Origin of the sequence: Arsukibacterium indicum (genome assembly GCF_019100565.1) — a bacterium.
In the GTDB taxonomy this organism is placed as follows: Bacteria; Pseudomonadota; Gammaproteobacteria; order Enterobacterales; family Alteromonadaceae; genus Alishewanella; species Alishewanella indicum.
In genome coordinates this window covers 77,541-91,146 of the sequence record NZ_JAHRID010000005.1, presented here as the reverse complement: position 1 = coordinate 91,146, position 13,606 = coordinate 77,541, and the positions used below count along the sequence as shown (strand labels likewise).

The window sequence follows — 13,606 nt, the reverse complement described above, 5'->3', positions numbered from 1 at the left end:
ATGCAGGTACTTGTCGTAGATGACAGCCGGCTGGCCCGGTTGGAACTGTCAGAACAATTAAACCATATCAATGGTGCCACCCTGATTGGTGAAGCTGCCAATATTCGTCAGGCTAAGCAGCAAATTGAGACACTTAAACCAGACGTAGTGCTGCTGGACATTAATATGCCAGGTGGTGACGGTTTTAAACTGCTTGAGCAATTGGATTACTTGCCGCAGATTATTTTTGTTACCGCCTATGATCATTACGCCATTAAATCTTTCGAATATAATGCGCTGGATTATTTACTTAAACCGGTAACCTTAAAACGCTTACAAGCTGCTTTTGATAAGTTAAAACCAGTTAGTCAGAATGAACAGAAATTGGCATTACACCAGCAATTTTTTCTAAAAGATGGTGATAATTGCTTCTTTGTCACCTTAGCTGATGTCATTTGTTTTGAAGCGATGGGTAATTACACCAGGGTACATCTGGCTAATGCAACACCAGCGACATATCGCAGTATCAGCGCGATTGCAGAGCGGCTACCGACCGAAAGTTTTTTTCGGGCCAGCCGAAGCTGGATAATTAATACGCACTATATCAAAGAGATAACCCCATCTGTTGCTGGCGGTTTTGACGTTCAGCTACAGTATGGTAAGCAGGTAGAAATTTCCCGCCGTCAGGCCAGTGCCTTTCGTCAACACTGGAGCTTATAAGATTTATTTTTTTGCCATTGTTCCGGACTGATTTATTAGCCGACAGGCACAGATATTGCTTAAACAGATATTGCTTAAAACGAGGATAACAGGACGACAGGCACAGATATTGCTTAAAAGGAGGATAACAGGACAGACACAAACCAGCAGACACAAACCAGCAGAACCAGATTGGTGACACAAATGATGATGAATACCAAGGTTGTCAGACTTGATTTAAACTATAACTGTGAGGCGTTAAAGCTATTTCAGCAACATCGTCACTATATTGCTCCGTATCAACAAGAATCAGCTGAACACTTTGCCAGACGACTACTAGCGTATCTTATATTGTACGACTTACACCCGACTCTTAACCAGCACCCCGGCTTTGGTAAATTGCCAGATTTGTATTTGCGGGACGACCAGCAGCATTTTACACTGTGGGCTGTTGTTGACCCGCTGCCAGACAAAAGCCTTCGCCGGGCTTTGCATCAGGCTGATCAGGTTGTTTTGTTTCTGACAGAACAGCAAGTCAGAATAAACGATGGCCAGGCAGCCAATGCCAATGCCGATTGCTACATGTTTAGTGATGCAGACATAATGGCGTTAAGCTTGATGCTGAAAACGCATATGAAGTTGAGCGTGTGGCGCGAAGCTGAACAACTCAGCCTGACTGACGGGACTCAGGTTCTCGATATTTTACTGCAGCGCAGAATCTATCATTAAAACAAGCTTAACCTGGTTGCTGAAAATTCAGAAAATCAGAAGATCCCGCCTGATTTCCTGCATTAACTGGCGGGTTTTTGCGTGCAGATCGCTGCTGGTTTGCTGCAACTCATCACCCATAAATTTCACTGCCTGATGATCTTTACTTAGCGCAACGGCGACAAGTTTATTCATCTGCTCAGTGGTTACCACCAGCAACTTTTGACAGAGCAGTTGAATATCCGTCAGAATTTCCACAACATCATCAGCAGCACTGAGTGTTAGTTCTGCCGTCTTTTTATCGAGCGCTGTCAGTTCGTTATTATTTTTGCTGCTGACTTGTTGAATTTCGCCACAAAACCATAAAGTCGCTAAAGAGGCAGCAGCGGTATCTTCAGCCGCATCAGCGGCCTGATAGCGCTTACTAAATTCGGTATAAAGCGGCAGGAACACACTTTGGTAATCATTCTGATGCTTAAGCTGAAATGTCTCCAGCTCATGGCAGTAGTCTTCATACTGACAAACTTTAAGTTCGTAAACTTTGCGCCGGCGCTCCAGCTCATGGTTTAATGAATGCTGCAATTGCTGGTAACGTTTACTGGCGGCATATTTACTGAAACAAAATAATGCAAACCACAGCAGATTTATAAAAATAAATAACCAGATGTAATATTCAGTTTTTACCGAAAAGCTGCCAAGTATAGCCGTAACGGAATCCATTCGTCTCCCAATCCCTGCTGTGCCGCGACTTATGATTAAAAAATTCGCAAAGGCGGCACATTACCAAAATCAGAGTGTAACCTTAAAGCCGACCCAATGAACCAATCCTGAACTAGCCGTACTACCTTTAATTTCGAAAAAGCTGCTCAATATTGCGCTGATAACGGGTTGAATGACCGTCTGATTTTTGCATATCCGCAATTAGCTGTCTGATCTGGCTTTCACTATCAGCCAGTAAATAACTGTAGCCACCACTGGCGGACGTTAATATACCCATATTCAATTGTACTGAACCGTCATCAGAACGGATAAACACCAAATTATTGCGAATTTTAAAACGCGCGGCGCTGTACTGAAAAAACTGTAACGAATATTCCAGTTTTTGAAATGAGGTTGGGTAGCCATTGCGCTTGGCTGGGTAATCACTAACAGAGTTGCTCAGTAAAGTTTGATCAGCATAAACAGAGTCAGGCTTAGGATCGATAAACTCAAAGTGCAGCCGGCAGAAACCTGGCTTTCTTTGTTCTATAATCTGCCAGCAGGCAGCATTCCGCTCAGAATTAAACTGCACGGTTACCGCAGCAGCAGCCTGAAACGACAGCGACAACACGCCAACAACAACCCACACATATGGCTTTAAAAAACTACTCACACTGCGTCCTCCATTACACTTTTTAACTGCTCGTACCTCTTACTATCGAAATACGCATATTAAGTTATAGATGGATTAATGTCAGTATGCAATTGATAATTTTGTTTTTACTAATTTAGTCAGTTTTTTGCCCATATTATCGAAGTTACTGGTAATACGCAGCGAAATAAACTTCAAAAACACAATACGGCATAACTTTGTAATTGATTTAGAAAAAAATGTTGTTTAGGTTAGCACACTATTAATTTATACATCCAATGACAACGACTAAAGGAAGGTCAGATGAAACTGACAACATTTTCCCTATTTCTTTTTTGCGTGCTACAACTGCCAGCGGCTGCAGCAGAAGAGACGGCCCGTTTGACAGCCCCTGGTATAAGTGTCAGTGACAAGAATTTTCCCTGGCAGCTGGTGGTCGACAGAGGCAAAATTCTCGGCTGTGTTTATGACAATAAATTTTACTCATTGGGTGCGATTTTAATTTTAGAGTCGCTCCCAAGAAAATGTGAACTAGCTTCAGACAGAAATGGTCTTTGGGAGCAACTTTCTGAAGCAGAGCTGCTGTTACTGCAGGAAAATATTCAAAAGCAGCAAGCTGTACAACAAGAGGCTACTTATATCGGCCAGGAACCGATAAATGATGAAGAGGCAAGACTAATTCGCTATTTACGTAGTGCCAAAAAACGTGCTGAAAGTCAGTAACTTAAATCGAGTTAAAGTACTGTTCGCGATTTAAAACGGCTCGCTAATTAAAATAATTGAAATGCCCGGTTATCGGGTAGGAAAATAAGACGTCTTCCAGTTGTGGGCCGGCGCCAATATTATGTACGATCATTGGCCGCTCAGTGCCGGCAACCAGCCTATCAGTAACAATACCTACATGTGGCAAATTACCGGGCAACATCCAGCTGACAATGGCGCCGGGTTTATAATCTGCCGCCCGCTGCGTTACTGGCAGCGAGGTGCCATGACGACGAAAAAACACCTGTAAATTAGGTACCCGGCGATGATCAATATTACTGTCAGGCCTGGTTAGCCCCCAAATTCGTTTTGACGGGTAACTGCTGAAGTTATCGCGCATATCTTCATGCACTAATTGTTGTAAATCGATTCCAAGGCTACGATAACTACGAATAACCACATCAGTACACACCCCAATATCTGCCGGAACGTCACCGCCCGGATACTCAATACGCATGTATGCACCGTCATAACGAACCTGATGCTCGGTTCGCTGCAGCGCTGCCTGCACCAGTTTTGATGAAAAGTCAGCAGGCTGTGCGCTAACTGCACCAGAAATAACACTTAACACAATAAAAAACAGGGCGCGCATTCATTCTCCATAGCCGATACTTACTGAGATTTAAAACGTTTTAATGGAAACGATTATGGTTTATTAAAACCAAACATAGCCCGGCACTGATCGGCAAAAGCAGTAAACTTTTCTTTCATGGTTTTTTTCAGCTTTATATCCAGCGAGCCAAGAACAGAGTACCCCTCTACCACAATTTGTGGCGCCTGGCGGTCGCCCATGCAAGGCGCACTGTTATCAGTACTGCCAATAATATTAAACATATTGGATACCACGTTTACCTGCTCGGGTATCAGAATGGTTAAACTGCCAATTAAGTTATTAACCCGGATTACAATTCGCTGGTGCTGGAAAATTGCTTCAGAAAAATCCAGTTCTACCGTGCCAAGCACGCTAACAATGCAGATTTCAGCAGGCACCAGCCATTGACCACTGTGCTGATTTGATGAAAGGACGCAAATAATACGTTCGTTGCGGGTATCATTGCCGGCCTGATATCGCGGCGAGAATGTTCGTTCACGTTGCTGTTGATACTGGTTATCTGGTTGCAATGACAGGTCAGACACGACATCTATCAGTTCCTGAATGCTGCTGGCATCAGAGGCAACGTCAAGCCGCCGCTCAAAAGCCTCAGCTGATATCACACCATGGCTGTAATTCATAATCAGCTGATCAATAGCCTCTTGCCTTACCTGATCAAACGGCCGGTCTTCAATTTTTACACCACTGGTATCAATCGCCATTATGAACTCCTGTTCACGCTATTTTGCTGCTGAAACGTTAGCATAGTTTAGGCAAACGAATGTCATTTTTTAGTATCAAAATGTAAATAATATATGATTTCATGCTGGACGCAGTTGGCGCGACGGCTGCGTCAATACAGCACAGTGCTGCAGCAATAACAAAACGGTCTTGGGCAAATAAGCGCCTTGGTTTATTCAGGCTATTTGCGGCCAGGTTCAAAACTATCAAAACGCGGCAGGTTAGCGTCCAAATCTTCCCAATTGGCTTTTGAACTATAAAAATTGTGTGATTGCGGTCGCTCGCTGATAGCCGTGTTGAGAATACCTAACCTGACTCTGATGCGCGTAGTATCATCTGCATTACTGCTGTACACTGGTGAGCCACAATTGCTGCAGAAGTGCCTGATGCGACCTGGCTTAAAAGCAAATTGGCTTAACAGCGCAGCACCTTTTACCACGTTGAAGTCCGTTGTCTGAACAAAGCCATTAGTAGCAAAGGCAGTGCCGCTGGATTTACGACACAGCGAACAATGGCAATGAATAATACTACTGATAGGCCCATTAATTTCAATGGCAACCTCGCCACACAAACACCCGCCCTGGTACATGGTTACTCCTCAACGGCGGCGGACGACAGCACCGCCTCAACTAACGTATCCCGATAAGCCGGGAAAAACTGACTATCGTTGTTAGTCATAAAAATAATCAGCAATTGTGTATCGGTGTAATAGCGAAAATCAGTATTAAAAATGCCGTTACTGCCGCCATGACGCACCACTTTACCCGCTGGGCTAGCGGTTTCAACAATCCAACCATAACCGTAAAACACACCTTCACGAGGCGTTGCAACATGTGGCGTGAATAATAGAGAAGTTGATGCTTGGCTGAGTATTGTTTCGGTTTGCAGTGCCAGCTGCCAGCGGTGCAGATCGCCCATCGTCGACAAAAAGCCGCCATTCGCATGTAAGTTCCACCAAGGGCCATCTTTATCCCAGGACTTTTCAAGTGGCGTGCCCCAGCGCTCGCTGCTGCCATCGGCTTTACCACCGAATAAGCTATCGCGTTTTAGCTCATACCCTGTTGCTACGGGTAAACCAGACCAGTCAGGGATCCGATAACCAGTATGTTGTAATCCGGCAGGCTTTAGCAAATACTGATGCACATATTGCTCATAATTCAGACCAGATAGCCGTTCAATAACTAACCCCAGTAGCGCATAACCGGCATTAGAGTACGAAAACTCTGTACCAGGCGTTGCATTAAGTTTTGAGCGAAACAAACGCTTAATAAAGGTGTTGCGGCTAACTCTACTGTAATCGCCACCAGATAAATTGTTTACCAGGCCAGAGCTATGGGTAAGCAACTGATGTAATGTAATCGCTTTTTTGTCATTTCCAGCCTCAGGAAAAAACTGGCCCAGAGTATCGGTAAGCTGCAGTTTGCCCTGCTCTTGTAGTTTTAAAATAGCGGCAGCAGTAAATTGTTTGGTCAATGAACCAATATCAAATACGGTATCTGTAGTAAAAGCGCGACCGGCCTCATAATCAGCCGTGCCAAAAGCCTGTAATAACAGTGTTTCACCCGCTTGCCTTACCAATACCTGACCGTCAAAGCCTTCAGCAACAGCTTGCTGCTGCCAGTGCTGCAATGGTCCGGGTGCAGGTTCAGAACTTAGCGTGGGCATTGCAACTATACTGCAAACACCCAGTAGCATGTAAGGCAGATAGTTTCTTATCTTTTCAAAGTACATTTACCCTCCGTGGCATTCAGAAATCATTTTTTGATTTAATTCGTTAGCGGTTAGTCCAATTGCTCAACCAATCGTGTTAACTCTTGCACAACCAATTGCGGCTCATCAAACTGGACATAGTGGCCGCTTTGCTCAGTTAACACAGCCCGCCCTTGTGGAAAAGCTGCAGCCCAGCTGTGCCAATGCTCACCCCAAAGCTTGCGGCCTTGATCAGTAAAAAATAAGTTGGTTGGGTTTTCTACCTTTTTCACTGAAACAATGACTGTAGTTGGCATTGCTTTAATCTGGGGATAATCTGGCAAAGGCCTTTTACTCCAAAAATCCAGATACTGGTTTGACATACCGTCTTTCATATCGTCCAATTTAATCTGGGCTATTTCGAGGTTGCCCTGCTCTAAATTAATAGCTCGCAATATATCAACATCATGCTCAGAAGACGGGTCCAATAAAAGTAAGGCTTTCACTTTTTCAGGGTAAGCAGCGGCAAAGTCCCGTGCCACACTGCCACCATAGGAATGCGCGACCAGAATAACCGGCTCTGCGATGTTTAATTTTTTCAGCAACTCACTGGCATGGTCTGCATAATCGCGCGAGGTAAAATGGCGTTTAATCTGGGTTGAATTGCCATTACCAACCCGGGAGTAGCGAATAACTGTTGCCTTCTCTGTTATCTGGCTAAAAACCGGATCCCAATCTGTCATCGCCGATCTGCCACCGGCTTCAAGCAATACGACGTGCTTACCACTACCGGCAATTTCATACTCCAGCTCAAATTCATTAACCTTAATAAACTGAGTAGGTAAGGCGAAAACACTGAAAGACAGTGTCACCAACAGAAGTGTAAAAAATTTCAAAATAGATCCTTAAAAAACTGCGCTATATTCCGCTAGCCCGGCATTTTCAATAATTGTGCTTTTTCGCGTAGTAGCGTAAACAACTTATACCCGCCCCATAGCATCATGCCACCACCGAATACCAGACAGCTGGTTACCACTGTTGGGTTATTTAATACCGGTAAAAACGCCTCGCCTTCTGGCGTAAAGGTGGCGTATAGCCCTGCAGCAAACAGCAAGGTCCCCGGAACATCAAGAATACCAGCGATGATTAACTCTTTCTCAATAGCTTTAAGCCGTTGTTGTTTATTATTCATGGCCGGACATCCCGTTATCATCTGCTAATTACAACGCGCTTGATGCTAGTGGATTTTATTCGTAAAGTGAACAACTTGTTTCTAAGAAATGGCGAAATGCAGTGCCCGACTGGACTGAACATTTGAATACTCTGGCCAACCAGCTGTGGCGGCTGAGCCCGGCTTGCCGGATAACGGCTGACCCTGGCCGTTTAAAGCTGGTGGCGCATCGTGGTGCTTATATTGCGGGCATTAACAGCCTGGCACCAGAAAATACCCTGGCAGCCTTTGACCGTTGCCTTCAGCACAACATCTGGGGCATTGAACTGGATGTGCGGCTGACTCAGGATGGCGAGCCGGTGGTGCATCATGATCCGGCTTGTGGCCGGCTATTTCAGCGGCCTGATTTACAGATTGCTAACACTACTTTTGCCACACTGCGCCGCGAACTGCCGCAAATACCGCACTTACAGGAAGTGATTGAGCAATATGGCAAGCAGCTGCACCTGATGATCGAGCTAAAAGTATCCTGGCGTGATTACAAACCATTGCAGCCTCAGCTAACCAGGTTATTAACAGCGCTTGAACCTGCCGAGGATTATCATCTATTGAGCCTTGAACCGGATCACCTGGAAGGGTTTCGACAGCTGCCACCAGCCGCGTTAGTAGATGTGGCCCTTACTAATGTCAGTGACATTCTGCGCCAGAACCAGGCGCTGGGGCATGGCGCGGTGGCGGGCTCTTTTGCGCTGATTGGCAATGCCACGATCCGCCGACTGCAGCTAGCTGGAAAACAAGTGGGCACAGGCCAGATTAACCTGCCTGACATTATGAACCGTGAAGCAGCCCGCGGCGTCGACTGGTTGTTTAGCGATAAACCACTAAGTTTGAAACCGATGTCATAAAAAGAGTTATGACAACTTAAACTTTCTCTCGCCGCACAGCTAAACCTGCCTGCACAAGTGCCAACCCCAAACTGTCAGACATAAATATCATGCTTTTCCCCGGCATGTGCAAAGCAACAAGCTTAGTTTGTTCAAACATAATTTTTTTTATTAACATCCATACTTTAGGTGGCCAACTATTAGCCCTGGGTACAAAACGTGTTTGATAACTTTGCTCAGACAATTCAATCTTAAGCTGTAAATCGTAACTTGTATTTGGAACTTCTGCACAATGTATAGCTGAAACCGGTAATCTGAGTGCCGTTAGACTTTTAGTAAGTGTGTTAATGATATCGGCTTTTTTCATTAAGCTTGTCCAACCGTCATAAATCAGAAACCGACGATCATGCCTGGTAAATGCATTAACTAGATCAAAACTTTGATTAGGAGCGAGCGTCCCGAATTCACTATCAGGGATGGCATCAAAATCCCGATACTTCATAACGAGATCAATTGCCTTGGGATGCCACATTTCCAGATAATCCCGCTGTTCCTTATACCAACGTGCGTCGATAAACCCCTCCTGTTTGCATAGTGTAAACAGTGGCTGAAGCAATGCAGGATCCACATCCAGAGATTCAGCGTGTTCAACTAAGTCATATCCAAACAGCAATGCATTTGCAGAACGGGTTCTTTTGCCTGTCATCTGCGTTCTACTCCAATCCCGGCAAAAATGCCAAAATAGCGGATTGAACTTCAGCTATGGGAAGTTGTGCCACTGAAGAATACGAAACGTTCGTGGTTAGGGGAATGTTAAGCGTACTAGCGCCTTCTCGCTCAAAAGACACTGTAAAGTACTTGTCGTAAACATTATCAGTAAGCGTGATAGTGCCCGCTACATACGACAGCTTTTTAGTCTTTCCAATGTGAAAACTATCGCAGTACGTGTCCGCAAATAGACGCTGGCGAACGTCGATAAGACTGTCACTGGAAGTTAACTGTCTTAATAATTCACCTAATCTACTTTCCGGATAATTACGATACAGCCGCTCTGCGGCAGCAGGCCAGGATTCAGCTTGCCCCTCCGGCTTACGTTTAGTTTTTTCAGGCGCTTTGGCAAGCTTGGCTTTGACATCTATCTTGTCTTTATATGGGCTGTCTTTAAAGTATTTTCTGTCATCAGCATAAAACTGGCCACGCGCTTGCAATTCCTGATATAACGCGTAGCAAATATCATGGTAACCATTTTTGCTGGCAACACTGAGTGGTGTTCTGCCATTTCGGTTAGTTACTGCCGGATCAGCACCTGCTGCCAGTAAACGCCTGACAACTTCTACATTACGATTCTCTTTAAGGCCTGAAACCTCAACATCTCCGCATGCAAATAAAAGCGGGGTATTACCTGCAGCATTAGCAATATTAACATTCGCGCCAAGCACCAGCACATCCTCCACAATGCAGCTGGCAGGTGTTTGAACTAGTAGCATCAGAGGATTGTATTTGTGATATTTATCGAACGCATCAATATCAGCGCCATTTGCAACGAGCGCAGTAATAATATTGATTAACGCCTGTTTTTTAGCGGGATCAACTGGCGTATTGCCGTATCCATCTATTGGTGAACTCAGATATCCGGAACGGTCAGACTCTGAAATCATACCGCAAACAAACAACAAGTGTGGCTGTTTACAAACTTCTGGTTTTGCGCCTGCTTGCAATAAAGCATGAATAAGAGGCTCGATAAGCACTGCATCCATCCGCACACTCTGGCAGGCTAAACTTAACGGACAAAACTTATCTCTTTGAATTTTCTGTGGGTTTACGCCTGCATTAAGCAATGCGATAGCGACAGCAACATTTTTCTGTATGGCATGAAATCTGTTACCCATTTCACAAAGTAATTCATTTAACAGCGGCAGTTTGCGCTGCCCGAAACGCAATAAATCAGGGTTAATATCTTTTTGTTTTATTAACCAACTGATCCTATCTGCAGCATCCCGGCGATGCAAAACCTCGGTTAGTTCGTCCTGAGTGAGTGTATTTTTTGACATGATATGGCTCTTATAGCTACTTTTTAGCAACAACTGCTTCGCGTGCTATTGCGGTAAAGAAAGGAAAGATGCTAATTGAATTCAGCAAATAGGTGAATAAAATTAATTACATTTTATGTTTCTGGCAATGTATTTTTTTGCTCCGGTAAGGTCTGAGTAACCAGTCCAATAAAAAACCACCCGCAGGTGGTTTTAGTGTAGCCGGTAACTGCCTCCTGAATACTAGCTGAGCGTCACTTTTAGTTGACTGATAACATTCAGCGCTTTATCTGTTGCCGCTTCAACCGTGTCGCTCAGCGCCAGTGCAACACCCATCCGCCGCTCGCCCTGTACTTCCGGCTTACCAAAAATACGCAGTTCGGTATCCGGCTCACTCAGTGCGTCCGCCAGGCCCTGGTACTGAATATCTGAACTGTGGCCGGGGACCAGCAATACAGCCGACGCAGCCGGGCCATATTGTTTTATATAAGGAATGGGCAAACCCAAAATGGCTCGGGCATGTAGGGCAAATTCGCTTAACTGCTGCGAAATCAACGTAACCATACCGGTATCGTGCGGCCGTGGAGATACTTCAGAGAAATATACCGTATCGCCTTTGATAAACAACTCAACCCCAAATAAACCAAGGCCACCCAGGGCTTCAACTACCGCTTTGGCATAACGTTTAGCTTCAGCCAATGCCCTGTCGCTCATAGCTTGTGGCTGCCAGCTTTCCCGGTAGTCGCCTTTTTCCTGACGATGGCCAATCGGTGCACAATATTGGATCCCGGTCATCGAATTGACAGTCAGTAAGGTAATTTCATAGTCAAAATCAATAAAACCTTCAACAATAACCCTGCCCTTACCGGCCCGGCCACCTTCCTGCGCATACAACCAGGCGGCATCAATATCTGACTCGCTGCGCAGCACACTCTGGCCTTTACCGCTGGACGACATAATAGGTTTGACTACACATGGGTAGCCAATTGCGTTAACCGCGGCGATAAAGCTCTCTTTGTCGCTGGCAAACCGGAACGGCGAAGTGGCGAGCTTCAGCTCTTCAGCTGCTAAGCGGCGAATACCTTCGCGATTCATCGTCAGGTTTACTGCTCTGGCACTGGGTACCACGTTAAAACCACAGTCTTCCAGTTCAATTAATACTGAGGTGGCAATGGCCTCCAGCTCAGGCACAATTAACGCCGGCTTTTCACTGATCACCAGCTGGCGCAACGCTGCGTTATCCAGCATCGACATTACTACTGCTTTGTCTGCCACCTGCATCGCAGGCGCATTAGGGTAACGGTCTACTGCAATCACTTCACAGCCATAGCGCTTGAGCTCTATACACAACTCTTTACCCAGTTCACCAGCGCCTAACAGCAACACCTTAGTGCTGCTGTTCGCCCCGGGGGTTCCTATCTGTTCCGGAGTTTTTGACATTTTATCCTGTGGTATCATTTTATTTTCACCATTGGTCGTGCCGGATTGCTCCAGTCGACATGAAACATTTTACCTTTGGCTTTGTCAGTACGCTCAAAGGTATGGGCACCAAAGTAATCACGCTGGCCCTGCAATAAATTGGCCGGTAATACGGCAGTGCGGTAAGAGTCATAATAACTCAGCGCTGAGCTTAGCGCCGCGACCGGTATACCAGCCAGGGTGGCATTAGCCACTGCCTTACGCCAGTTTTGCTGATACACCGAAATTTGTTTGGCAAAAAACGGGTCAAGCAGCAGGTTTTCCAGCTCGTCATTGCGATCAAAGGCATCGGAAATCGACTGCAAAAATACCGCACGAATAATACAGCCAGCGCGCCAGATCTTTGCAATTTCAGCAAAGTTCAGTTGCCAGCCGTGCTCGTCTGCTGCTGTCTTCATTAAATGAAAACCCTGAGCGTAGACGCAAATTTTGGCACAATACAATGCATCGTGCAGCGCCTGAATAATTTCATCTTTCTGCTCGGCAGAAATTATATTCTGGGCTGGCCCCGCTAACACGGTAGCAGCCTTAACCCGCTCATGTTTCAGAGCTGAAAGTGAACGGGCATAAACCGCCTCAGCAATTGTTGGCGACGGGCTTCCAAGTTGCAGGCTGCTTACCGCCGTCCACAAACCTGTGCCTTTCTGACCGGCTTTATCCATAATAACGTCAACCAGTGGTAAACCGGTTTCCGAGTCTTTGGTTGCCAGTACTTCAGCACTGATACCAATTAAATAGCTGTTAAGGGGGCCATCATTCCATTGCTTAAACACCTCAGCAATGCTGGCTGAGGTCATACCCAGAATATCCCGCATTACCTGATAAGCTTCACAAATAAGCTGCATATCAGCGTATTCGATACCGTTGTGCACCATTTTTACATAGTGGCCTGAACCGCTGGGGCCGATATAGGTGGCACAGGCCTCGCCTTCAGTTACGGGGTTGCCGGGTTCAAAGCGTTCGATAGGCTTACCGGTAGCAGGGTCAACTTTGGCAGCAATTGCCTGCCACAATGGCTTAATGCGGGTCCAGGCATAGGGGTCACCACTTGGCATCAGAGACGGCCCGAAACGGGCTCCCACTTCACCGCCTGAAACAGCGGTAGAGAAGAAAATAAACTTACCCTCGTACTGTTTTTCGCGGGCAACCGTATCTGTCCACAGACTGTTGCCGGTATCAACTATAATATCGTCGGCCTGAATGCCGGCATCAATCAGTTTATGGCAGATATCATCCACTGGCTTACCCGCTGGGACGGATAACACGATTAGATGCGGTGCAGATAAGCGTGACAATAGTTCTGTGTAAGAGCTGCAGCCAACAACCCGGGCGGGTTTATCGCCACGCTCGGCAGCGTCCTGCGCTAATACCGCTTCCAGTTTCTGATGGTCTAAATCGAAGGCCGCTACCCGGTAGCCATTATCTGCAAGGTTTAAAATGAGGTTTTTACCCATTACCCCGGCTCCGACAAAACCGATGTCACAAAGTGGCGCTGTATCAGTCATCTGACGATCCTTTACT

Annotated in this window: 16 protein-coding genes; 4 read left to right on the top strand and 12 right to left on the bottom strand. The window is 45.8% G+C overall.

All coding sequences use genetic code 11. From position 1 onward, the window contains the following. Positions 1-699 carry a LytR/AlgR family response regulator transcription factor gene (locus KQY15_RS11695; RefSeq protein WP_217669383.1) on the top strand — a complete coding sequence of 233 codons (699 nt, stop codon included), beginning with the start codon at positions 1-3 and terminating at the stop codon, positions 697-699. 183 nt (positions 700-882) lie between these two features. After that, a complete protein-coding gene (locus KQY15_RS11690) occupies positions 883-1,407 on the top strand; it encodes a YaeQ family protein (protein ID WP_217669382.1) in 525 nt (174 codons plus the stop codon). Between the two features lie 27 nt (positions 1,408-1,434). On the opposite strand, the gene KQY15_RS11685 is transcribed toward KQY15_RS11690, so the two are convergent. Together KQY15_RS11685 and KQY15_RS11680 are read right to left on the bottom strand one after the other, a co-directional pair. Continuing rightward, complete coding sequence (locus KQY15_RS11685; protein WP_217669381.1) at positions 1,435-2,106, bottom strand: hypothetical protein; 672 nt, start codon at positions 2,104-2,106, stop codon at positions 1,435-1,437. Between the two features lie 127 nt (positions 2,107-2,233). After that, on the bottom strand, positions 2,234-2,758 hold the full coding sequence (locus tag KQY15_RS11680; RefSeq protein ID WP_217669380.1) for a hypothetical protein: 525 nt from the start codon (positions 2,756-2,758) through the stop codon (positions 2,234-2,236). A gap of 282 nt (positions 2,759-3,040) precedes the next feature. Between KQY15_RS11680 and KQY15_RS11675 the strand changes: the two genes are divergently transcribed. Further along, positions 3,041-3,460 (top strand): hypothetical protein, encoded by a 420-nt coding sequence (locus KQY15_RS11675; RefSeq protein WP_217669379.1) that lies wholly within the window; start codon positions 3,041-3,043, stop codon positions 3,458-3,460. A gap of 43 nt (positions 3,461-3,503) precedes the next feature. Here the strand turns inward: KQY15_RS11675 and KQY15_RS11670 are convergent, their stop codons facing one another. The 6 genes from KQY15_RS11670 to KQY15_RS11645 form a co-directional block, all read right to left on the bottom strand. Beyond that, positions 3,504-4,091, bottom strand: a complete 588-nt coding sequence (locus tag KQY15_RS11670) for a DUF1287 domain-containing protein (RefSeq protein ID WP_217669378.1) — start codon at positions 4,089-4,091, stop codon at positions 3,504-3,506. A 53-nt stretch (positions 4,092-4,144) separates the two neighbouring features. Beyond that, entirely contained in the window at positions 4,145-4,813 is a 669-nt protein-coding gene (locus KQY15_RS11665; RefSeq protein ID WP_217669377.1) for a LiaF domain-containing protein, read from the bottom strand. A 200-nt stretch (positions 4,814-5,013) separates the two neighbouring features. After that, a complete protein-coding gene (locus KQY15_RS11660) occupies positions 5,014-5,421 on the bottom strand; it encodes a GFA family protein (protein ID WP_217669376.1) in 408 nt (135 codons plus the stop codon). Positions 5,422-5,423: 2 nt separating this feature from the next. Then, on the bottom strand, positions 5,424-6,563 hold the full coding sequence (locus tag KQY15_RS11655; RefSeq protein WP_217669375.1) for a serine hydrolase domain-containing protein: 1,140 nt from the start codon (positions 6,561-6,563) through the stop codon (positions 5,424-5,426). A gap of 50 nt (positions 6,564-6,613) precedes the next feature. Beyond that, positions 6,614-7,417, bottom strand: a complete 804-nt coding sequence (locus KQY15_RS11650; protein WP_217669374.1) for an alpha/beta fold hydrolase — start codon at positions 7,415-7,417, stop codon at positions 6,614-6,616. 32 nt (positions 7,418-7,449) lie between these two features. Further along, positions 7,450-7,713, bottom strand: a complete 264-nt coding sequence (locus KQY15_RS11645; RefSeq protein WP_217669373.1) for a hypothetical protein — start codon at positions 7,711-7,713, stop codon at positions 7,450-7,452. 101 nt (positions 7,714-7,814) lie between these two features. On the opposite strand from KQY15_RS11645, the gene KQY15_RS11640 reads away from it, so the two are divergent. Beyond that, the gene (locus KQY15_RS11640; RefSeq protein WP_217669372.1) at positions 7,815-8,597 is read left to right on the top strand and encodes a glycerophosphodiester phosphodiesterase; all 783 of its coding nucleotides are present in this window, start codon (positions 7,815-7,817) and stop codon (positions 8,595-8,597) included. A 16-nt stretch (positions 8,598-8,613) separates the two neighbouring features. Here the strand turns inward: KQY15_RS11640 and KQY15_RS11635 are convergent, their stop codons facing one another. The 4 genes from KQY15_RS11635 to gnd form a co-directional block, all read right to left on the bottom strand. Then, on the bottom strand, positions 8,614-9,282 hold the full coding sequence (locus tag KQY15_RS11635; RefSeq protein WP_217669371.1) for a hypothetical protein: 669 nt from the start codon (positions 9,280-9,282) through the stop codon (positions 8,614-8,616). A gap of 7 nt (positions 9,283-9,289) precedes the next feature. Beyond that, complete coding sequence (locus KQY15_RS11630) at positions 9,290-10,627, bottom strand: ankyrin repeat domain-containing protein (RefSeq protein WP_217669370.1); 1,338 nt, start codon at positions 10,625-10,627, stop codon at positions 9,290-9,292. Positions 10,628-10,849: 222 nt separating this feature from the next. Continuing rightward, positions 10,850-12,046, bottom strand: a complete 1,197-nt coding sequence (purT, locus tag KQY15_RS11625) for a formate-dependent phosphoribosylglycinamide formyltransferase (RefSeq protein WP_217669369.1) — start codon at positions 12,044-12,046, stop codon at positions 10,850-10,852. Positions 12,047-12,060: 14 nt separating this feature from the next. Beyond that, positions 12,061-13,590, bottom strand: a complete 1,530-nt coding sequence (gene gnd, locus KQY15_RS11620; RefSeq protein ID WP_217669368.1) for an NADP-dependent phosphogluconate dehydrogenase — start codon at positions 13,588-13,590, stop codon at positions 12,061-12,063. Positions 13,591-13,606: the final 16 nt, after the last annotated feature.

Coding starts and splice junctions, on each gene's coding strand:
- KQY15_RS11675 (WP_217669379.1), top strand. CDS start 3,041: ATGAAACTGACAACATTTTCCCTATTTCTTTTTTGCGTGCTACAACTG.
- gnd (WP_217669368.1), bottom strand. CDS start 13,590: ATGACTGATACAGCGCCACTTTGTGACATCGGTTTTGTCGGAGCCGGG.
- KQY15_RS11645 (WP_217669373.1), bottom strand. CDS start 7,713: ATGAATAATAAACAACAACGGCTTAAAGCTATTGAGAAAGAGTTAATC.
- KQY15_RS11630 (WP_217669370.1), bottom strand. CDS start 10,627: ATGTCAAAAAATACACTCACTCAGGACGAACTAACCGAGGTTTTGCAT.
- KQY15_RS11665 (WP_217669377.1), bottom strand. CDS start 4,813: ATGGCGATTGATACCAGTGGTGTAAAAATTGAAGACCGGCCGTTTGAT.
- KQY15_RS11690 (WP_217669382.1), top strand. CDS start 883: ATGATGATGAATACCAAGGTTGTCAGACTTGATTTAAACTATAACTGT.
- KQY15_RS11635 (WP_217669371.1), bottom strand. CDS start 9,282: ATGACAGGCAAAAGAACCCGTTCTGCAAATGCATTGCTGTTTGGATAT.
- KQY15_RS11685 (WP_217669381.1), bottom strand. CDS start 2,106: ATGGATTCCGTTACGGCTATACTTGGCAGCTTTTCGGTAAAAACTGAA.
- KQY15_RS11695 (WP_217669383.1), top strand. CDS start 1: ATGCAGGTACTTGTCGTAGATGACAGCCGGCTGGCCCGGTTGGAACTG.
- purT (WP_217669369.1), bottom strand. CDS start 12,046: ATGTCAAAAACTCCGGAACAGATAGGAACCCCCGGGGCGAACAGCAGC.
- KQY15_RS11660 (WP_217669376.1), bottom strand. CDS start 5,421: ATGTACCAGGGCGGGTGTTTGTGTGGCGAGGTTGCCATTGAAATTAAT.
- KQY15_RS11670 (WP_217669378.1), bottom strand. CDS start 4,091: ATGCGCGCCCTGTTTTTTATTGTGTTAAGTGTTATTTCTGGTGCAGTT.
- KQY15_RS11655 (WP_217669375.1), bottom strand. CDS start 6,563: ATGTACTTTGAAAAGATAAGAAACTATCTGCCTTACATGCTACTGGGT.